The organism is Cryptosporangium japonicum (genome assembly GCF_039524755.1).
GTDB lineage: Bacteria > Actinomycetota > Actinomycetes > Mycobacteriales > Cryptosporangiaceae > Cryptosporangium > Cryptosporangium japonicum.
Genome location: NZ_BAAAGX010000034.1, coordinates 25597 through 44758, shown reverse-complemented (window position 1 = coordinate 44758; position 19162 = coordinate 25597). Strand labels below are relative to the sequence as shown.

Here is a 19162-nt window from a genome sequence, read left to right as displayed (position 1 = left end):
CCACCCGAGCATCCAACCAGGCCGGTCACCGATTCACAGGACAGGGCCTAGTGCGTATGACGGCGGTCGTTCCCACTTACCGCTGCGGGGCAGTCCCGGATTCCCACCGGGTTCCCTCTTGCGACGTCCCGCCTGGCGGACGGGACGAACCAGCACTGCCGGCCATCGTAGCGTCGCCCACCGGGTCCGGGGTGTGACGAGGTCAGCCCTTGCTCCGTGCGGTGGCGCCGTTGTACTCGGGAAGCCGGTGGAACACCGAAGCGGAAGGAGTAGCGCCACCGGGGGAAGGTTCGTCGCAGCGTTCGACCCCGTCGGCTGGAAGCCCGGCCGCGACATCAGCGGCTGGCGAACGGGTCTACGGAGCAGGTACCGGAAGGGGGCCACGTCACCTTCGACTTCCGTCCCCGGCGCTCCCGTCCACCCGATGGAGCTGGCCGCGTCCTGGATCCGGAGGAAGCCCCCAGTGAGTGAGGCGTCTCGTCACGGCGGGCCGTTGGCGCGGTCGGGATCGAGACGGTCGTGACGGCAGTGTGCGTCCGTGTGCGCCGTAGGCTGGGCGACGTCGGATGCGGTTGGGCTGGTGTGGTCGGTCCCAGCTGATCTCGGAGTCATCGACCGGTGCCGGATCGGCGACCCGATGGCTTGGGCCGGGAAGTCGCCTGCGACCCCAGCCGACCGGAGCGGAGGTAACCCGAGTGAGTTCCATGGCGGAGATCCCGGCTGACCCGAGGCGCACGCTGACCGAGGGGGAGTTGGTCGGCGAAAAGTGCCGGATTGGCGGATGCTGATCGACCGGCTGCATGCCAGTTTTGACACCGGCGACTTCATCACTGCGGTCGGGCTCGTGAACGCGATCGCGCTGGCCGCCGAGGAGATGGACCATCATCCCGACCTCGACCTGACCTACGGGCGGCTCGACGTCCGGCTGATCAGTTCCGATGTCGGTGGGGTGACCTCGCGCGACGTGGTGCTGGCCCGTGCCATCAGCGAGCTGGCCTCGGCCGCCGGAGTCACGTCGCACCCGGAGCGCGTCAATGTGCTCGAACTTGGGCTTGATACTGCTGATGAGGCTGAGGTCAGGCCGTTCTGGGCGGCGCTTCTCGACTACGAGACGGTGGAGGCCTGGGGGGAGGTCCAGCTGCGCGATGCCACGGGCCGTCGGGCGGCGATCTGGTTCCAACCGACCGAGGCTCACGAGGTTCCGCGGCAGCGCTGGCATGTGGACTTGCGCATCCCGCCCGAGGTGGTCGAGGGCCGCATCGCCGCCGCGATCGGGGCCGGCGGGAGGCTGGTCGACGACACTGCCGCGCCGGCGTTCTGGGTGCTCGCCGACCCGCAGGGCAACCGGGCGTGCCTGACCACCTGGCAGGGCCGCGAGTAGCAACTTCACCGCGAACGGCGACTCGAAGGTCGTCTGCGGCACCGTGCGGACCGCCAACGCCACCGTCTATCTGCGACCTGGTCGACACCGCCCTCATGCCGAGGTGACGCCGATGGTGGTGGTGTTCGGACAATAAGGCGGCAGGGCCGGACCCACGGAGTGGATCCGGCCCCGCCGCACCGGGCTAGTTCTGGTTGACGCTGGCTTGGTTCGGCAGGGCGACGTAGGGGAAGCTGTGGCGGAAGCCGACGTTGTTGGCATCGACGCCGTCCCCGAGGGTCTTGACCGCGTCTGGCGGGTTCGGCAGCAGGATGCCCTCCGCGGCCTGCAGCGTCACGTCGATGACGTCGTCGGTGAGCCGGCGTCCGTTGGGGAACCCGGCGAGGTCACCGCCGACCACGCCGAGCCGGTTCGGGTTGTCGGCCGGCGGTACGGCCATGTTCAGTCGCAGCTGCTCGCTCGGGACGAACGACTTCTTGGCGACGTCCTTATTGAGCTGTTGCGAGTTGAGATTCGCCTTCACCGGTCCGCAGGCCTCGCAGACGCCGGTCAGGAACACCTCGACCAGGTCGGTACGCGGTGTAGCCGGTGCCGGGATCTTGTAGATGGCCTGGATCAGCTTCGGCACCTCGGGGTTGGTGACGTACGGGGCGAACTTTCCGTCGTCAGTGGGCTTGGTGGCGTTGAACTCGTTCTTCTTCCCCAGCGGGATGACGACCTCGTTCACCAGTGGCATGCCCAGGCGCGACACCTGCTGCATCGCCCCTGGCTTGCCGTGCATGCTCGCGCCGACGCGTGACGTGGTCGTCCAGATGCCGACGACCGGGTTGCGGGTGGCGTTGCCCTTGAGCGCCAGGTCGGACTTGGGGACCTGCAGGGCGATGGTGTTGACGTTGTAGCCCTTGAGCGTGTCGTGCCCGACCTCGCTGAGGTCACCGCCGTAGAGCAGGTCGAAGACCCGCAGGTCGGCGAAGAACGCGTCGTCGGACTGGCCCGCGAACGAGCGGGTGTCCGCACCGGCCGACGTGACCGCCTGGTTGGACAGCCACCCGTAATTCGGCATCGACGCTTCGCCGGTGAACGACGGTGCGACCTGCGCGGTCCGCAGGATCGACTTTGTGCCCGAAGGAGTGATCCGCTGCAACGTGTAGAACTGGCGGATGTTCAGGTCGGGGTCACTCAGCGAGGTGACCTGGCCGGTGTTGTAGAGGAATGTGTTGGGATTCCGGTAGATCGTTCGGAACATCCAGCGGTAGATGACGTCCGGCTTGGCGTCACCGTTGTTGTCGATGTTGATGTCGTGCGCGGTGTTCTCGGCGAACGGGTAGAAGTTCGGCCCGCCGTTCGGCTCCTCGAACGGCTGCCAGTTGGCCACCACGGTCACGGTGTCCGACGCGTCCGGGCTGACAAAGGCGTACAAGTCGGTGTTGTCGAGGCTGGGTGTGCTCGCGATCAGGGGCGCCTCCCGGTGCGAGGAGGCGTTGCTCGTAGCTGGTGCGAGCGCGGCCAGGCAGACGACCGAGGCGCCGAGCGCGGCGGCGGAGAGCAGCCTTCGGCTCGGATCGGACAGTACGGATCTCATTCTTCCCCCGTAGGCAGATGACGACAGCGACGGTGTCACCGCTCGTCCCCTAGTTCGTAGCCCTATTTTCGGTATTTTGCTGATTAAACCGCTTTAACCCTCCGTGTCGTCTTTATCTGAATCGCTGGTTGGCGCACGATCGGAGCCATGCGACGACGATGGACGCGACCGCTGCTGGTCACCGCCCTGGCCGCGGTGGCTCTGCTCGGTGCCGGCGTCGCCCTGGGGCCGTGGAACGGCCTCGCGCCTGAGCGCGCCGCGCCGGCCGCTACCGTGCGATCGCCGACGCGGGAGCTCGACGCTTACGTTGCCCGTACGCAGGTGCACCTCGCCGAGGTGCCCGGCGATTGGCAGGGCTGGGCCGCGCTCGGCCTGGCGCGCGTCCAGCTCGGCCGCATCACCTACGACCCGGCGCACTACCAGGCTGCCGAGATCGCGTTGCGCCGCTCCCGGGAGGTGCACCCGCACGACAACGCGGCCGCGCTGACCGGGCTCGGCGCGCTCGCGGCGGCCCGGCACGACTTCCGCGAGGCGCTGCGCTACGCGCGGCTGGCCGTCGCCGCCGACAACTACTCCGCCGACGCGTACGGGGTGCTCACCGACGCGTACGTGGAACTCGGCCGCTACCCCGAGGCCACCGCGGCGGTCCAGCGGATGCTCGACCTCCGCCCGGACACCGGGTCGTTCGCCCGCGCCTCCTACCTGTTCGAGCTGCGCGGCGACCAACGCCGGGCGGTCGAGCTGATGACCAGGGCCCGCGCGGTCGCCACCACGGTCGACGAGACCACGTTCGCGCTGACCCACCTGGGCGAACTGGCCTTCGGGGCCGGGGATCTGAAGACCGCCTCGGCCCACTTCGACGAGGGGCTGGCCCGCGTACCCGGGCAGCCCGCCCTGCTCGCCGACCGGGCCAAGGTGGCCGCCGCGCGCGGCGACCTGACCGCGGCGATCCGCGACCTGCGGGCCGCCACCGCGATGCTGCCGACGGTGGATCACCTGATGACGCTCGCAGACACCCTCACTGCGGCCGGTCAGACCGACGCGGCCGGCCAGACCGGCGACCTCATCCGGCTCAGCGCCCGACTACCCGCCGCCACACCGGCGACCACCGACATCGACTTGATCCTGTTCGCCGCCGACCACGGCGACGCACAGCACGCGGTCACCCAGGGCAAAGCGCTGCTCGCAGCCCGGCCGAGCGTCAAAGTCGAGACCGCGTACGCCTGGGCGCTGCACGCCGCTGGGGACGGCCGGGCCGCCCTCCACCACGCCGACCGTGGCCTGCGACTGGGCACCAGAGACGCGCAGGCGCACTACTACCGGGCCATGATCCGCCTGGCCCGGCACGACCGCGCCGGGGCGCGCGCCGACCTGACCCAGGCGCTGAGCATCAACCCGCACTTCTCCCTCCGGTACGGCCCCGGTGCCCGTACCACCCTCGCCGAACTCGGTGGCCCCGCATGATCGGCCGGAGCCTCGCCGTCCTGGTATTCGTCCTGCTGAGCCCGCTGATGCTCGGCACCCCGGCCCTTGCCCACCCCCTCGGCAACTTCACCACCAACCAGTACGCCGGGCTGCGGGTCACCAGCACCGGGGTGGACGTCGACTTCGTGCTCGACCTCGCCGAGTTGCCCGCCTACCAGGCGCGCACCACGGAAATCGACACCGACCGGGACGGAACCGGATCCCCGGCCGAGAACGACACCTACGCCACCCGCACCTGTGCGGCCGCAGCCGCGGGCGTCAGGGTGGACGTCGGCGGCCGGCATCCGCGCCTCACCGCCGAGCCGGTCGGGCTCACGTTCCCCGCCGGTGCCGGCGGGCTCGCCACCCTACGGCTGCAATGCACCCTGCACGCCGACGCGAGGATCACCACCACGACGACGATCGGCTACCGCACGACGCTCTACGCCGACCGGATCGGCTGGCGCGAGATCACCGCCCTCGGGGACCGCTACACCCTCACCCACTCCGACGTGCCCACCGGCAGCGTCAGCAAGCGGCTCACCGCCTACCCCGCCGGCGTGGTCTCCGACGTGCGGTCGGCCACGCTCCGAGTCCGCCCCGGCGGCCCGGCCGCCGATCCGCTCGCCACCACCACCGGCGTGACGCAGAACCGCGGCGTGGACCGGTTCACCGCATGGTTCACCCGCCTGATCGGGCACCCACAGCTCACGCTGGGCGTCGGCCTACTCGCCTTCCTGATCGCCCTGGTGCTCGGCGGAGCGCACGCCGTCGCCCCCGGACACGGCAAAACGATCATGGCGGCGTATCTTCTCGGTTCCCGGGGGCGTGCGAGACAGGCCCTGACCGTGGCCGGCACGGTGGCCGCCACCCACACTCTCGGAGTGCTCGCCCTCGGCGTCCTCTTTGCCACCTCGCTGCAGCTCGCACCCGACACCATGTACGGGTGGCTGCGGCTGATCAGCGGCATCCTTGTCACGCTGGTCGGCGCGCACCTGCTCTATCAAGCCGTCCGCCGGAAGCGCGTCGTCACAGTCACGCACCACCACCACGCCGACGAACTCGTGCCGGCAGGTCACCTCGCCGCGCACTCGCATGCTCCGCACACGTCCCATGCGCACAGCCACGGCGGGCGTCCGCACACCCATCACCTGCCTGGGCCAGGTGAGTCGCCGAACGTGCGGAGCCTGCTGGCCATGGGCTTCGCCGGCGGCCTGTCGCCCAGCCCGTCCGCAGTAGTGGTGCTGCTCGGCGCCGCCGCGCTCGGCCGGGTCTGGTACGGCGTGCTGCTGGTACTCGCCTACGGCATCGGCCTGGCGGCCACTCTCACCGGCATCGGCTTCGCCCTCGCCCACTGGCGGGAACGCCTGCACCGGGCCAGCGCCGGCCGCTGGCGGACCCTGCTGACCCGCCGGCTACCCATCGCCACCGCAACCCTCATCGTGCTCGTCGGCCTCGGCATGACTCTTCTGGCGGCACCACAACTCTTTTAGACGGCGGCGGGGTACCCGGTTTCCGTCCAGTGACTCACAGTGGCAACGATCACCGTGCCGCGAACGCAGCCTCCAGGAGACCGGCCGGGGCCGGCGCCCAGTGGAGGATCGCGTCGCGCAGAGCGGGTTCGCCGTCCAGGACGCGCTGGGCGACGTTGTCGGTCCGGGCGAGCCAGGCCAGGTGGCGGCAGGCGTGTACCGCCACCTGCTCGATCTCGATCGCCGCCGGACTCGGTCGGCGGGGATCGTCGCTGGCAGCCAGCACGCGTGAGCCGATGAGTTGTGCGGTGCGCTGCGGCTCGGGATCGGGGAGCGCAGCGTAGGTGAGGACCAGGCCGTCGCCGGTGTGCCGCCACGACGTCGAATGCAACAGGCCGGGAGCCTGCTGCCCGACCACTTCGAGAGCCACGTCGTCCGGGTGCCGCGAACCGGTCAGCGGGCCGCTCACCCGCCGGTACGCCAGCCCGGCGCCGTCCCGTCGGAGGAGAAGCAGTTCTACGGTCACTGCCACGGCGAGCTCGCCACGATCCGTCACATCAACCACTATCTTGCTCTTGCAACCCATTTGCAACAACGCTGCGCGAGACGAAGGCGCTAGTTACCGTCGAGGGGGGTCGCCCGCGTTCCGGAGGTGCGTGATCGACGGCATTCTGGCGCTGATGGGCTCCGGTGAGACGAGCCCGACGATGGTGACCGTGCATCGGGACCTCGTGGCCCGGCTCGGTGTGCGGGGGCCCCGTGCGGTGCTGGTGGAGACGCCGTACGGGTTCCAGGAGAACGTCGCGGAGATCTCCCGGAAGGCCCAGCGGTACTTCGCGCAGAGCGTCGGTCTCGAGGTCACGGTGGCGCCGGGGCTGCGTGGCGGGTCACCGGTCGACCCCGCCGCGAACACGGGCGCGGACGAGGGGCTCGCGCTGGTGCGGTCGGCGGACTGGGTGTTCTCCGGTCCCGGCAGCCCGACCTATGCGCTGAAGACCTGGTTACCGGGCTCGATCGGGTCGGCGTTGCGGGACCGGGTCCGGGCGGGGCGTGGTGTGACCTTGCTGGCCTCGGCGGCGGCCGCGACCGCCGGGCGCGTGACGGTCCCGGTGTACGAGCTCTACAAGGCCGGGGCGACGCCGCACTGGGCGGAAGGCCTGGACCTGACGAGCGGGCTCGGGTTGCGCGTCGCGGTGATCCCGCACTTCGACAACACCGAGGGTGGCACTCACGACACCCGCTTCTGCTACCTCGGAGAACGCCGCCTACGAGCCCTGGAACAGCAGCTTCCTGATGACGCCGCGGTCCTCGGCATCGATGAGCACACGGCCGTGTTCATCAATCAGAGCACAGCGGTGGTCGAGATCGTCGGACGTGGCGGCCTGACGATCCGGCGGTCCGGCAGCGGCACGGTGCTTCCCTCGGGCACGACGCTGACGATCGAGGACCTGCGGGCGCTGACGTGCGGAGTGCCGTCGACCGCGGTCGCGACGGCTCCTCCGCCCCCGCGCGTCGAACTCGACCTCGTGGAGCTCACCGCCGCCTGCGAACGCCGGTTCGACGAGGCCGTCGGAACCCGTGACGCCCCGGGCATGGTGCGGGCCGTACTGGACCTCGAGCAGGCCATCCGCGACTGGGCGGAGGACACGGAGGAGGACGAGGGCACCGAGAAGTCCCGGGCGGTGCTGCGGACACTGATCGTGCGCCTCGGCGAGGTTGCCGCGGTGGCCGTTGACGATCCGCGGGAACGGCTCGCGCCGATCGTCGAGCCACTCGTCGTTCTGCGTGGGCAGTTACGCTCCACGCGCGCCTACTCCGCAGCGGACACCATCCGAGCCGCGCTGGGGGCCGGCGGCGTACGGCTGGAGGACAGCGACGAGGGCACGCGCTGGTTAGTGGGTTGATGGGCTCGCTGCCGTCGTCGTCAACCTCTCCGGATACGCGACGGTGGTGACCCCGAGAGGTCACCACCGTCGAATTGGAATTGAGCTATTTCGGCATCAGCACCGTGTCGATGAGGTAGACGGTGGCGTTGGCGGTCTGGACGTTGCCGCAGACCACCTTGGCGCTGTCGTTGACGGTGAATTCTTCGCCGCTGCCGGTGGCCGTGACTTCCTGGCCCTGGAGCGACTTGAACGGGCCGGCGGTGCCGAGTTGGTCGGGGGTGATCTTCTGGCCGACCACGTGGTAGGTCAGAATCTTGGTCAGCGTGGCCTTGTCGGCCAGCACCTTCTTCAGGTCGGCCTCGGGGATCTTGGCGAACGCGTCGTTGGTGGGTGCGAAGACGGTGACGTCCTTGGCGCTGTTGAGCGTGTCGACCAGCCCGGCGGTCTTGACCGCGGTGACCAGGGTGGAGAGCACCGGGTTGTTGCTCGCGGCGGTGGCGACCGGGTCCTGGGCCATGCCGGAGAAGGATCCGGATCCGGAGGCGGGAACGGCCGAACACGCGGAGCCGAACGGCGTGTCCGCGGACATCGCCGACTCCGAGGGGGAGGCCATCGCGGTGCTGGCGTCGGTGCTGGAACTGGAGGTGGTGGCGGTGTCGGAGGAGTCGTCGCTGCTGCAGGCCGCCATCGAAAGGGCGAGTAGGGCCGCGGTGGTGACACCGAACAGGCGAGTGCGAACGCGAGTCATGACGAAGGTCCTTTTCGTTGGATAAACGGTGGTGTACGAACTACGGACACCAGTGGTCGTCACTCGACGGTGACGACCACGGAGTGCCAGCCGGTGGCGCCGTCAGGAAAGGGTTTGGCGCGTCGTTCGGGTTGGGTGGCTCCGGTGCGGTCGGTCGCGCGGACCTCGAGGGTGTGCTGACCGGAAGTGGCTTTCGTGGCGTCCCAGTCCCAGCGCCATTGCCGCCAGGTGTCCTCGGACGGCACCGCGGCGAGCGTCGCGCCGTTCCAGTCGCCGCTGTCGACGCGGACTTCCACCCGCTCGATGCCTCGGTGCTGCGCCCAGGCGACCCCGGCGACCGTGATCGGTCCGGGTTTCGAGGAGGCCAGCGGGCGCGGGGTGTCGATGCGAGAGAAGGTCTTGATGGGAGCCTGGGCTTTCCAGCCGCGTTTGACCCAGTAGGGGTCGAAGTCGGCGAAGGACGTGAGCTCCATGTCGACCAGCCATTTGGTGGCCGACACGTACCCGTAGATCCCGGGGACGAGCATGCGGACGGGGTAACCGCGTTCGATCGGCAGCGGTTTGCCGTTCATGCCGACGACGATCAGCGCGTCGCGACCGTCGCGGACCACGGAGGTCGGGGTGCCACAGGTCCAGCCGTCGACCGACTTGGTGACGATCTGGTCCGCGCCGCTTTCGGGCTGCACCTCGTCCAGGAGCGCTTTCAGCGGGACGCCGAGCCAGCGGGCGGTGCCGGCCAGCGTGCCGCCGACTTCGTTGGAGACGCACGAGAGTGTGATCACCCGTTCGACGAGGTCGCGGTCGAGAAGGTCCTGATAGGTCAGCGTCATCGGGTTGCGCACCCGGCCGTGGATGGTCAGGCGGTAGTCGTCGGTGGACAGTTGCGGCACGGCCAGGGCGGTGTCGACCCGGTAGAAGTCTTTCTCCGGGGTCAGGAACGGGGTGAGGTCGGGCAGCTTCAGGTCGACGCCGGCGGGCAATGGCGGAGCGGGGTCGGCGGCGGCCGGCAGGGTCAGTTTGAGCCGCTCAGCGGCGACGTCGCGCAGACTGCTCAGGTACCGTCCGGCCGCACCGAGCCCGGCCGAGACCACCAGCACCGAACCCGACAGCAGCAGGAACCGGCGCCGTGAGGTCGCCGTCACGCCGTCGGGGGTTTTGGTGCGCATGGCGTCGGCGGCGCCGCTCGCGCCCTCGTCGGTGCGCATGGCGTCGGCGCTCGGGCCCTCGTCGTCCGGCGTCGGCTCGGCCGGGATCTCGGGTTGCGGCGACCCGGCGGACGGGTGGGCGGACACCACTGCGGCCGCGCGGGGGGCGAGGAACAGCACCACTCCGACGCCGACCGCGGCTCCCACCAGCGCGGGCAGTGCCGTCAGCGGGCCGGCGCCGGGCCGGGTGACCGCCGCGACGACTCCCACCACTCCGAACAGGGCGACCCCGGCCGTGCCCAGCAACCGGTGCCGCAGCGATACCACGCCGCACGCCACCGCGAACATCGCGAGGACGACGAACACCCCGGTGAGCAGCGCGACCTTGTCGTTCTGCCCGAACGTCTCGATGCCGAAGTCCTTGACCGGCCGCGGCACCAGATCGATGAACGCCAGACCGACCGCGACCACGGGCGACGAACCGCGTCCGACCGCCGCGGCCACCGGCTCAGCGACCCCGAGGGAAGCGCTGGCGGCGGCCATCCCCGTCAGAGCTCCGAATCCCAGCGTTCTTATCCGTGTCACGTCAGGTATTCGGAATCCGTCGCGGCCGGGATGGGTGCCACTTCTAGGTCGCCAGTTGAGATCGACTGAGAATTCGGTTCATAAACTGATATAACAGCATGAAATATGATTTTGCTGGATGAAGCGTTCTGTCGGGCGTGGATGCGCGTGTCGCGCGTCGGTCCGCACATCGAGCGGTCGGCCGTGAGTCGTCGGCATGAACCGCCCGTACGGGCCCTCGTCAGCCACGGACGCTGTCCGCCGCGAGGTCGGTGCCGCGGTCATCGACTGTCTCGGCCGTGGCGACCTTCCCGACGCCGCGGTTCTGCGCGCCCGCTGGCAGGACCTGGTCACGACGCCACCCTGGCCCGGGCCACCGGTCTGGCTGCACGGCGATCTCCACCCGGGCAACCTGACTGTCGCCACGATTGGTGGCCGTGATCGACTTCGGCGACGTCACCGGCGGCGACCCGGCCACTGCCTGGCTGGCGTTTGAACCAGCCGCCTTCATCGACCGGTTCGGCGCGCGCGTCGACCAGAACACCTGGCGGCGCGCCGAAGGCTGGGCGCTCAACCTCGGGACTGCGCTGGCCACTCACCGACGACGCGGCTCTCGCCGCCGTCGGTCGTCACGCCCTCACCCAGCTGGTCGCCGGCGCGCACGGGCCGGACCGATGAGTTCGGCGGCTCCGGCGGATCTGTCCTTACTGACGGTGCGGTCCACCTGAAGAGACCGCTGTGACCGACGAGCCCGGCGCCGCGGCCGGGACGCGTTGAATGCGACCGCGGTTCGGGACGTAATCGATTGGCGTCAGCGGAGCCGGGCGGCGCGGCGGGTGAGGTAATGCTGTTCGGGTCGGCTGGCGGTCGCCCTCGCGGCGGCTAGGAACGCGTCGCGGGCGGCCGCGGTCTCACCGGCCCGTTCGAGCAGGTGCGCGCGGACGGCCTCTAGGCGATGGCTGTGGGCCATGCGGTCGTCGGCGTCGAGGGTGCCGAGCAGCGCGAGCCCGGCGGCGGGACCGTGGACCATCGCGAGGGCTACGGCTCGGCTCAGGGTGACGACGGGTCCCGGGTCGACGTCGGCGAGCAGGGTGTAGAGGGCGAGGATCTGGGGCCAGTCGGTGTCCTGGTCGGTGGGGGCCTCGTCGTGGAGCGCGGCGATGGCGGCTTGGATCTGGTAGGGGCCGATCGGGCCGGTGCCCAGGGTTCGGGTGAGCAGCGTCTGGCCCTCGGTGATGAGGGTCTGGTCCCAGCGGGTGCGGTCCTGTTCGGCCAGCGGGACGAGGGATCCGTCGGGGTCGGTTCGGGCGGCGCGGCGGGCGTCGGTGAGCAGCATGAGTGCGAGGAGCCCGGCGGCTTCGGTCTCGGCCGGCCGGAGCCGGTGAAGTGTCCGGGTGAGGCGGACCGCTTCGGTCGTGAGGTCGGTGCGGTGCAGGTGGGGGCCGCTGCTGGTGGTGTAGCCCTCGTTGAACATCAGGTAGAGCACGTGCAGCACGACAGTCATCCGCTGTGCCTGTTGGTCCGGTGGCGGCATCGCGAAGCGTGCTCCGGCGTCGCGGATGCGGTGTTTGGCCCGGCGGATCCGCTGGGACATCGTGTCTTCCGGCACGAGGAACGCTGCGGCGATCTCGGCGGTGGTGAGCCCGCCGACCGCGCGGAGGGTCAGGGCGAGCTGGGAGGGCGGCGACAGCGCCGGGTGGCAGCAGAGGAACAGCAGCATCAGGCTGTCGTCACTGGTGGTCGTGGAGGTCGTCGGGTCGAGAGCGGTCCGCTCCTCCCGTCGGCGGCGGGCGCCCTCGGCGCGCCACGAGTCGACCAGCGCGCGGTGGGCGACGGTGAGCAGCCACGCGTCGGGGCGTGCCGGGATTCCCTGGTCGGGCCACTGCACGGTGGCGGCGAGGAGTGCTTCCTGGACGGCGTCTTCGCAGGCGTCGAACTGTCCGTGCCGGCGGATGAGCGTGCCGAGGACCTGCGGCGCGTGCCGGCGCAGCAGGTCCTCGACCGGGGGCGCCTCGGTCACTGCTCCGGTGGCGTGGAGTCGTCCATGATCCGGCGGATCTCCATCGGGTATTCGGTGACCGCGACGACCTGGGAGGCGATCTCGACGGCGCGTTCCTGGCTGGTGTCGACGATCCAGTAGCCGGCCAGGGATTCCTTGATCTCGGCGAAGGGCCCGTCGGTGGGCGCGGGCGATCCGCCGGTCGGCCGGACCGTGATCGCTTGCGTGGGATCGACCAGGTGGCGGCTCTCGATGATTTCGCCGGACTCGCGCAGGGCCCGGTCCATCTTCATCATCGTGGTCTGCATCTCGGTGATCCATTCCGGGCTCCGGCCGGCCAGCGACGCGCCGAGTCCACCGAACATCATGATCATGTATTTCATCGTGGTTGTCCTTCCGGGCCGCCCACCGTGGGCGTCGGCGTGAGGTCGGAGCAGCCGGGCCGGAACCCGACATCCGTGCCAGGGGACTTCATGGCACGGTGGCGGGGAGGTCGAAGAGCGGGAAGAGGCTCGGGTCGGGGAAGCCGGTGATGGTGGCGACCCGGTCGTCGTGGATCGTGAGGACCATGATCCCGTAGCCGCGGCAGTCCCACTGCTCGGCGTCATCGGGCAGGTAGGCCGCCAGCGCCGGGTGTCCGTTGGCGCGGGTGACGACCAGCCGGATGCGGTCGAGCCGACCGTCGGCCGGGACGGTGGCGAGGAAGCCGACGACGGCGTCCCGGCCGACCAGTCGGATTGCCTGCGGTGGCATGGTCATCGTCACGTCGTCGCGCAGTACTACGGCCAGGGCGGGGATGTCGCAGGCGTGCCACGCGTGCAGGAACCGGTCGAGGACGTCCTGTTCGCGGCCGGTCAGGGCGCGTGGCGCGGCGTCCGGTGCGTCGGTGAGGGTGGCGCGGGCGCGCTGGAGGGCGCTGTTGACCCCGGCGACGGTGGTGCCGAGCAGGTCGGCGACCTCACGGGCGGACCAGCCCAGCACCTCGCGCAGGATCAGCACCGCGCGCTGGGTGGCGGGGAGCATCTGCAGGGCGGTGATGAAAGCCAGCGCGATGCTTTCCCGCCGTGCGACGACGGCGGCTGGGTCGGCGTCGTGGTCGGTGAGCTGGTCGAGGAGGGCGTCGGGGTAAGGCTGCAGCCAGGACACCTCGGCAGCCGCGGTGAGGGGATCGCGGCCGCGCCGGTTGATCATCTTCAGGCAGGTGGTGGTAGCGATCCGGTAGAGCCAGTGCCGCAGCGGCGCGGCTTCCCGATAGCCGGGGAGCCCGCGCCAGGCCCGCAGGGTCGCTTCCTGTACGGCTTCCTCCGCGTCGGCGTAGGAACCGAGCATCCGGTAACAGTGCACGTGCAACGCTCGCAGGTGCGGCGCGAGAAGGGCGTCGAACGCCGTGCCGTCACCGGACCGGGCCGCAGCCAGAACCTCGCCCGAACTGCTCACCAGGTCACCGTAGGTCAACCGGAGGCTCGCGTGTGCCGGACCAGCCAGCGGTGCAGCGGCAGGAACGGTTCGGCCTGCGCGGCGTACCAGGCGGCGAATCCGGCCGTGGCCAGCGAGGACGTGTGTTCCTGGCGGCGGACGAGGGACAGGCTGTCACGGACCGCGAAGCGCGCCGCCGGGCCTTCCGGGTCGATCCCGCGGGGGATGCGTGCGCTGCTCGGTTCGTTGAGTTCCGCCCCGTCGGCCATCAGCGCGGCGACGACCGAGTCGAGCTCCGTCACCCGGCCCGGGTCGGCCAACGCGGCGCGGTAGGCGTCTCGCGGGTCCCCGCCCAGGGCCGGTACGCCTGCGCCGATGTGCACGTCGGTGGCGGTGATCCGCAGCAGCAGCGCCGGGGCCCGCCGCGGCCCGGCCTGGATTCGCGGCGCCCCACGCTCACGCAGCTCGGCCGCGGCGGCCACGACGAACGCCTTCGCCGGCTCGAGCAGCGTCCGTTCGTAGGTCGCGCGGTGCCCGTCGAAATACGCCTTCGTGTTGTCCTTCTCCAGCCCGGCGAGGAACTCGCACCCGGCGGCCGGGAACCCGGTGAAGCCGGCCCCGGCCGGGGCGCCCGCGTGCCGGAGAGCCTCGTCCAGAAGTGACCTCCACAGCGCCTCGCCCTGGGCCGGGATCGCGACCCATTCGCGGAAGGTCCGACCGGCCGGGGCGAACGGCTCGCCGACGCCCTCACCGATGAGCCGGTCGACCCGCTCGCGGGACAGCTTGACCAGCAGCGCCCCGCTGCGGTGCTCCAGCGACGCGAAGAACCGGCCGTCGCGGCGCAGGCACGGCAGGCCCATCATGGCGGACCTCTCCACACCGGCCTCGGCATACAGCGGCTCGGCCAATTCCTCGCCGGTCACCCTCTCGCCTCTCCTGCGCAGGCGGGGAGCCGCCCACCCCGGGAGGCTCCCCGCAATGTCACTCGGCCGGGGTGAACAACGCGATCTGCGCGCCCGACGGGTCGGCGACCAGGATCGTCGTGCCCGCCGGCCCGGTGACCTTCTCACCCTGCGCTGTCCCGCCGAGCGCGGTCGCCCGGGCCACCGCGGCGTCCAGATCCGCGACCGGAACGAACGGCACCCACCGTCCGGCCTGCCGCGGTTCCACCGGCAGCACTCCGGCCCACGGCTGGTCGCCGTCGTTGACCCAGCTGTGATAGTCACCCACGCCCGGGCCGCTGGACCAGCCGAACAGCTCGGAGTAGAACGCGGCCGTGGCGCCGGCGTCGTTGTCGGTGACGGCCAGGTCGAACCACACGAACGGTGCTGCCATCGTTGCTGCTCCCTGAATCTCGACGGTGAGCGAGCCGAGCGGCCCACCCATCCCGTCTGATCCCTGATTGAGTCCGAACTCATCGGTCGGTGCCCAGTGAGCTTCTGGCAGCCACCCCGCCCGGTGCCCGCGATGGTGGTCAGCCTTCACAAGGCTAAGAACTCGTCGATGTAGTGAAGGAACTCGTTCCAGGCGGGCTCGGCCTCGGTCAGCAGGTGGTTGCTGCTGTCCAGGAACACGAGCCGGCCGTGCGGGATCAGCGCGGCCAGCTCGCTGGCGTGCGACGCCGGCACGCGCAGCCGTGTCGAAGTCGAAGCCCGGGGCGCCGAGCGCGTGCAGCTGCTCGATCGGGATCGACCGACCTCCAGCGGGCAGAACTCCAGCCGGTTGGCCATCACCAACGCGACCGTGTCACCCCGGCCGACGCCGAGCACGCTGAGGCCGGCGGCCACCGCGAACCTGGTCCGCGTACTCGCGCCAGGTCAGGGCCGCCGTACCCCAACCGTGCGCACGGCAACCGCGTCCGGTCGGCGCTCGCGGTGCGCTGGAACGCCGCGCAGAAGGTCGCAGGCCTCGTGAGCCCGTTGACCGTCCCGGCACCGTCGACGTCGACGGCGCCGCTGCGCGTACTCATAAGTGATCCCAAGCGTTCGATTCGATTCCCGGTCTAGCGCACCAGGACCACACGGTGGCCGGGCGTTGTCGGCGTTCGAGGCGTGAGTCGAGGCCGAGGATTTCGTGGGAGAATCCGCAGATGTCGCCGTTTCGGGGCTTGACCTCACCGGTCGAGAGTCAAGTCCGGCCAGACATGGTCGCGGAGTGCGATGCCGTCGGGCGTGATTCCGGGCGGGTAGCCGGTGGCTTCGGTGAACGCGTCGCGCTCGATCGACCGGAGGCGGAACCTGCAGCGCACAGACCGCTTGCCGTGATTGGGTCCTCAGCGGCGTGGTCGGCACCCGTATCGCTGCGTTGGACGACATGGGCGAGCGCCCAGAGGTGCCGCTGCTGTACTTCGGTGACCTCGACGCGGGCGGTTGCCCGCGTTCTTGTCGGATGGGGGGAATCAGCAGCGGCCGGACAATCAATTCAAGCTGCCCAGAGCACTCGGAGCACGATGACGCGGCGTTGGTCTTCGAGGATGAGGTAGATCGCCAGGCCTTTGGCGTCAGTCCCGAAGGGGTGGCTGCGCATGTTCGCGTCCGGGTGCTGGCGGTTGTAGCTTTCTCCGCTCCATGGCGCGACCTCCAGCAGCGCCATGAGTCCCGCGTAGGCCGGCAACGCGGTGATCTGCTCTACGACCTCGGTGTCGGTTTCGACGGCGTGCAGCTACAGGCCGAGCCTCGCGTGGGTCACCGACCATGGCTCGGCCGCCACTGTCTCGCCGGCCGACAGTTGATCGGCGCGCTCGAGCATCCGCCGGTGGGCGCGCTCGTCGCGTGACGACCAGGCGACCCGCTGCCAGCGCCGAAGCAGCGCCAAGACACCGGTGAGCTCCAGGGTCTCGACGGCCTCATTCATCGCCTGGCGGTACTCCCGGTCGAAGTCGCCGGCTTCCTCAGGCAGCAACGCGGCCCGAATCGCCTTCGGGCTGGCGGTGGGGACTTCCTGCTCGTCAAGGGCTGGAGCGGCTGCAGGCATGTTCCCAACGATAGACCAAACCCCACCGGCTGCCGGCCCTACCGCCACGCGTACAGGACACATCCAGGGCATGAGGCCTACCTGAGCCCCGACCTCGCACGGCACGGAACGATGAGAAGGAATCGCATTAGACATTCTGAGCGATGAATCCGCCGCCCGCAGCGGTCGGGAGGGTGCACCAATCAGAGCTGTCGGATCGGCCGCTGGGCTGAATTCATGGTCGACGAAATTCGCCCCGGAATGCGCGGGTCGAGGTAAGTGATTCGTGTTGAACGGTTCTCAAAATCGGTTGCAATTGGTGGCCGGTCGTGGAATAAAGGGGGCATGCGCACCTGCCTAAAGCAGATGTGCTGGAAACTGGAGTTCAAGTCCCCCCTCGGACACCATTTGTGGTGAGATCTCACTATCTGTCCCGCTTGATTGCGGGATGCGAAGTTGGTTGATGCTGTGCAGTGACACGCCGTCCGTTCGCTCGGGCGGCTTTTTTGTGCGTGTCGCCGGTGGGTGGCGACGATGGGTGTCGTGGGCCGGTTCGGATGCACGGAGCAGCTGATCGGCGCGGTGGTCCCGGACCTGCGGGTGGATCCGGAGACGGTGCCGGCGCCGCTGACCGTGCTGCCGTCCGCGGCGCTGCCGACGGGTGAGTTCGTGCTGGATGTGGCCCGGGTGGATCGCTCAGGTCGGTTCCCGGCGTGTGGGGTGCTGTCGGTCCTGGGCTGGGAGTTCGGCTGGCGGATCGAGGTGGATGCCGTGCACGGCGCGGTGGTGATTCGCCGGGCAGCGAGTGGGCGGCGTGCGGTAGATGGCCGCGGTTCGATTCCTTTGCCGGTCGCCGTGCGTGATCTGTGTGGCATCGCGCCGGCCGGCGAGGTCGTCCTGGCGGCATCGGCTGTCTTGCAGGTTCTGGTGGTGCACCCGGCCGCCATTGTGGCGCGGTTGCTGTCCGAGCATCATGTTCGGCTGCTGGGGGGTTGGTGATGGGTGCTGACCCGGCGCGGATCGCGGCCGCGCGTCAGGTGCTCGCTCAGCTCGGGGTGAGTCTCGCTGATCTGGAGTCCGGCGATGAGGAGCCGCAGTGCCTGCCGACCGTAGGTGAGTATCTGCCATGTGTGTTGGCCGCTGCGGGGCCGGGTGGCCGGCGCACGTACGGCAGCTATTGGCGGCGGATGGCGGCCGAGTGGGGTGACCGGCCGCTGGACGAGATCAGGGCCAGCGACGTGGAGGCCATGCAGCGCGAGGCGATCGCGACCGCCCGGCCTCGACGCAACGGTGGCGATGGTCGGCACGCAGGTGAGCACGTGATCGCCGCGGCTCGGGCGCTCTTCAATCGAGCCATCGCCGACGGCTTGCTGGCTGCGGGGTCGAGCCCGGCACACCAGGTGGGTAAGCCGCGCCGGTTGCCGTCCCCGCGCCGGGCGTTGGTGGCCGAGGAACTGGAGCAGATCAACCTGGTCGCGCGGACCACCGGCAGCGACGCCGTGCTCGATGCGCTGATACTCCGGCTGCACACGGAGACGGCATGCCGCCGCGGTGGAGCGCTCAGCCTCCGCCTGATGGACTTGGACGTGACGCGGGGTTTGTTGCGGTTGCGAGAGAAGGGCGGCACAGTCCGGTGGCAGCCGATCACGCTCGATCTCGCCGGCCGTCTGTCCGAGCACGCCGATATCCGCGGGACCGTTCTCCCCGGGGATGCGTTGCTGCGGTACCGGAATGGGCGGGCGTTGACCAGCCGCCGCTACGACCATCTGTGGCACCGCATCGGTGAGCAGTTGCCGTGGGTGGCGATCCAGGGCATCTCGACGCACTGGCTGCGTCATACGACGCTGACCTGGGTCGAACGGCACTTCGGCTACGGCATCGCCCGCGCGTACGCCGGTCACACGGACTCTCATGGTGCCGCGACCACGACGTACATCAAAGCCGATCTGCAGGCGGTGGCTACTGCGCTGACGGCGATGACCGGCCAGCCGCACCCGATGGCTGGATGAGACTGGTAGTGACGGGCTTCTCGCGCGCGTCGCTGGCACTGTTCGGCACCCGCAGTGGCTTGTGGCTGAGCTCGAGCCGAGCGAGATGATCAAGCAGAAGCGCCGCGACGCGTCGTCCTGAAGCTGGTCGTCGGTCACGTCGGCGAGGCGTTGGGCCTCGGATGCGGCGATGATCTGGTTGATGTCGTCGAGCATCGTCGCGTACTCGATGATCGGCTGCTCCAGTCGCTCGCCGATTTCGGGGAGGCTCTGAAGCCTGGTGTCGGCCAGGGGCAGTGCGCCGGTCGCGAGCCGGCGATGAACGAAGCTTCCCTGCGGAGGTGTGTTGCGGACGAGCACGCGCAGCGGAATCAGGCGGCTTCCAGAGATAGCTGCGCGCCTTCCGGGCGATTGAACGCGTGCGAGGTCGAATTCGATCCGGTTGGGCTCGAGGTAGCGCCGGAAGTGGGTGCGCACGCCTGCTGCTTCCAGCATGGCGAAGTTGAAGACGGCCATGCGGGAGGTTGCCTCGCCTTTGCCGGGAGTCGGGTCGGGCATTCGGTCG

General features: G+C 69.9%; 19 protein-coding genes, 1 pseudogene and 1 riboswitch. Of the genes and pseudogenes, 7 read left to right on the top strand and 13 right to left on the bottom strand.

What is annotated here, in order from left to right; translation table 11 throughout:
• Nucleotides 1-2: 2 nt before the first annotated feature.
• Nucleotides 3-169: riboswitch (cobalamin riboswitch) on the bottom strand.
• Between the two features lie 597 nt (nt 170-766).
• Nucleotides 767-1381, top strand: a complete 615-nt coding sequence (locus ABD437_RS37560; protein WP_425558332.1) for a 4a-hydroxytetrahydrobiopterin dehydratase — start codon at nt 767-769, stop codon at nt 1379-1381.
• A gap of 184 nt (nt 1382-1565) precedes the next feature.
• On the opposite strand, the gene ABD437_RS37550 is transcribed toward ABD437_RS37560, so the two are convergent.
• The gene (locus ABD437_RS37550; RefSeq protein WP_344653748.1) at nt 1566-2963 is read right to left on the bottom strand and encodes a DUF4331 domain-containing protein; all 1398 of its coding nucleotides are present in this window, start codon (nt 2961-2963) and stop codon (nt 1566-1568) included.
• 147 nt (nt 2964-3110) lie between these two features.
• On the opposite strand from ABD437_RS37550, the gene ABD437_RS37545 reads away from it, so the two are divergent.
• Nucleotides 3111-4427, top strand: a complete 1317-nt coding sequence (locus tag ABD437_RS37545) for a tetratricopeptide repeat protein (protein WP_344653747.1) — start codon at nt 3111-3113, stop codon at nt 4425-4427.
• On the top strand, nt 4424-5920 hold the full coding sequence (locus ABD437_RS37540) for a nickel/cobalt transporter (protein ID WP_344653746.1): 1497 nt from the start codon (nt 4424-4426) through the stop codon (nt 5918-5920). Before ABD437_RS37545 ends, ABD437_RS37540 begins: the two co-directional genes overlap by 4 nt.
• A 49-nt stretch (nt 5921-5969) precedes the next feature.
• Here the strand turns inward: ABD437_RS37540 and ABD437_RS37535 are convergent, their stop codons facing one another.
• Nucleotides 5970-6431 carry a hypothetical protein gene (locus ABD437_RS37535; protein ID WP_344653745.1) on the bottom strand — a complete coding sequence of 154 codons (462 nt, stop codon included), beginning with the start codon at nt 6429-6431 and terminating at the stop codon, nt 5970-5972.
• Between the two features lie 124 nt (nt 6432-6555).
• Between ABD437_RS37535 and ABD437_RS37530 the strand changes: the two genes are divergently transcribed.
• Complete coding sequence (locus tag ABD437_RS37530; RefSeq protein WP_344653744.1) at nt 6556-7803, top strand: hypothetical protein; 1248 nt, start codon at nt 6556-6558, stop codon at nt 7801-7803.
• Nucleotides 7804-7888: 85 nt separating this feature from the next.
• On the opposite strand, the gene ABD437_RS37525 is transcribed toward ABD437_RS37530, so the two are convergent.
• On the bottom strand, nt 7889-8533 hold the full coding sequence (locus ABD437_RS37525) for a fasciclin domain-containing protein (protein WP_344653743.1): 645 nt from the start codon (nt 8531-8533) through the stop codon (nt 7889-7891).
• A gap of 59 nt (nt 8534-8592) precedes the next feature.
• Entirely contained in the window at nt 8593-10221 is a 1629-nt protein-coding gene (locus tag ABD437_RS37520) for a molybdopterin-dependent oxidoreductase (protein WP_344653742.1), read from the bottom strand.
• Between the two features lie 238 nt (nt 10222-10459).
• Here ABD437_RS37520 and ABD437_RS43190 point away from each other — a divergent pair, with 238 nt between their 5' ends.
• Nucleotides 10460-10738, top strand: a complete 279-nt coding sequence (locus ABD437_RS43190; protein ID WP_425558331.1) for a phosphotransferase — start codon at nt 10460-10462, stop codon at nt 10736-10738.
• Between the two features lie 315 nt (nt 10739-11053).
• Here ABD437_RS43190 and ABD437_RS37510 read toward each other — a convergent pair whose 3' ends face one another.
• The 8 genes from ABD437_RS37510 to ABD437_RS37475 all read right to left on the bottom strand — a co-directional run bounded on the left by ABD437_RS37510 (nt 11054) and on the right by ABD437_RS37475 (nt 16630).
• Nucleotides 11054-12262 (bottom strand): RNA polymerase sigma factor, encoded by a 1209-nt coding sequence (locus ABD437_RS37510; protein ID WP_344653741.1) that lies wholly within the window; start codon nt 12260-12262, stop codon nt 11054-11056.
• Nucleotides 12259-12624, bottom strand: a complete 366-nt coding sequence (locus ABD437_RS37505; RefSeq protein ID WP_344653740.1) for a YciI family protein — start codon at nt 12622-12624, stop codon at nt 12259-12261. Before ABD437_RS37505 ends, ABD437_RS37510 begins: the two co-directional genes overlap by 4 nt.
• An 88-nt stretch (nt 12625-12712) precedes the next feature.
• Entirely contained in the window at nt 12713-13678 is a 966-nt protein-coding gene (locus tag ABD437_RS37500; protein ID WP_344653739.1) for an RNA polymerase subunit sigma-70, read from the bottom strand.
• 14 nt (nt 13679-13692) lie between these two features.
• Complete coding sequence (locus ABD437_RS37495) at nt 13693-14580, bottom strand: DUF2461 family protein (protein WP_344653738.1); 888 nt, start codon at nt 14578-14580, stop codon at nt 13693-13695.
• 58 nt (nt 14581-14638) lie between these two features.
• Nucleotides 14639-14992: a VOC family protein gene (locus ABD437_RS37490; RefSeq protein WP_344653737.1), complete on the bottom strand. Its 354-nt coding sequence runs from the start codon at nt 14990-14992 to the stop codon at nt 14639-14641.
• A gap of 146 nt (nt 14993-15138) precedes the next feature.
• Nucleotides 15139-15444, bottom strand: coding sequence for an alpha/beta fold hydrolase (locus tag ABD437_RS43185; protein ID WP_425558330.1), 306 nt, complete (start codon nt 15442-15444; stop codon nt 15139-15141).
• A gap of 634 nt (nt 15445-16078) precedes the next feature.
• The gene (locus ABD437_RS37480) at nt 16079-16249 is read right to left on the bottom strand and encodes a hypothetical protein (protein WP_344653736.1); all 171 of its coding nucleotides are present in this window, start codon (nt 16247-16249) and stop codon (nt 16079-16081) included.
• 69 nt (nt 16250-16318) lie between these two features.
• The gene (locus ABD437_RS37475) at nt 16319-16630 is read right to left on the bottom strand and encodes a DUF6247 family protein (RefSeq protein ID WP_344653735.1); all 312 of its coding nucleotides are present in this window, start codon (nt 16628-16630) and stop codon (nt 16319-16321) included.
• A 513-nt stretch (nt 16631-17143) separates the two neighbouring features.
• Between ABD437_RS37475 and ABD437_RS37470 the strand changes: the two genes are divergently transcribed.
• A complete protein-coding gene (locus tag ABD437_RS37470) occupies nt 17144-17608 on the top strand; it encodes a hypothetical protein (protein WP_344653734.1) in 465 nt (154 codons plus the stop codon).
• Nucleotides 17608-18618 (top strand): tyrosine-type recombinase/integrase, encoded by a 1011-nt coding sequence (locus ABD437_RS37465; RefSeq protein WP_344653733.1) that lies wholly within the window; start codon nt 17608-17610, stop codon nt 18616-18618. Before ABD437_RS37470 ends, ABD437_RS37465 begins: the two co-directional genes overlap by 1 nt.
• Before the next feature lie 210 nt (nt 18619-18828).
• On the opposite strand, the pseudogene ABD437_RS43180 reads toward ABD437_RS37465, so the two are convergent.
• A pseudogene (locus ABD437_RS43180) lies at nt 18829-19155 on the bottom strand (phosphoribosylaminoimidazolesuccinocarboxamide synthase); the annotation flags it as partial.
• Nucleotides 19156-19162 lie beyond the last annotated feature (7 nt).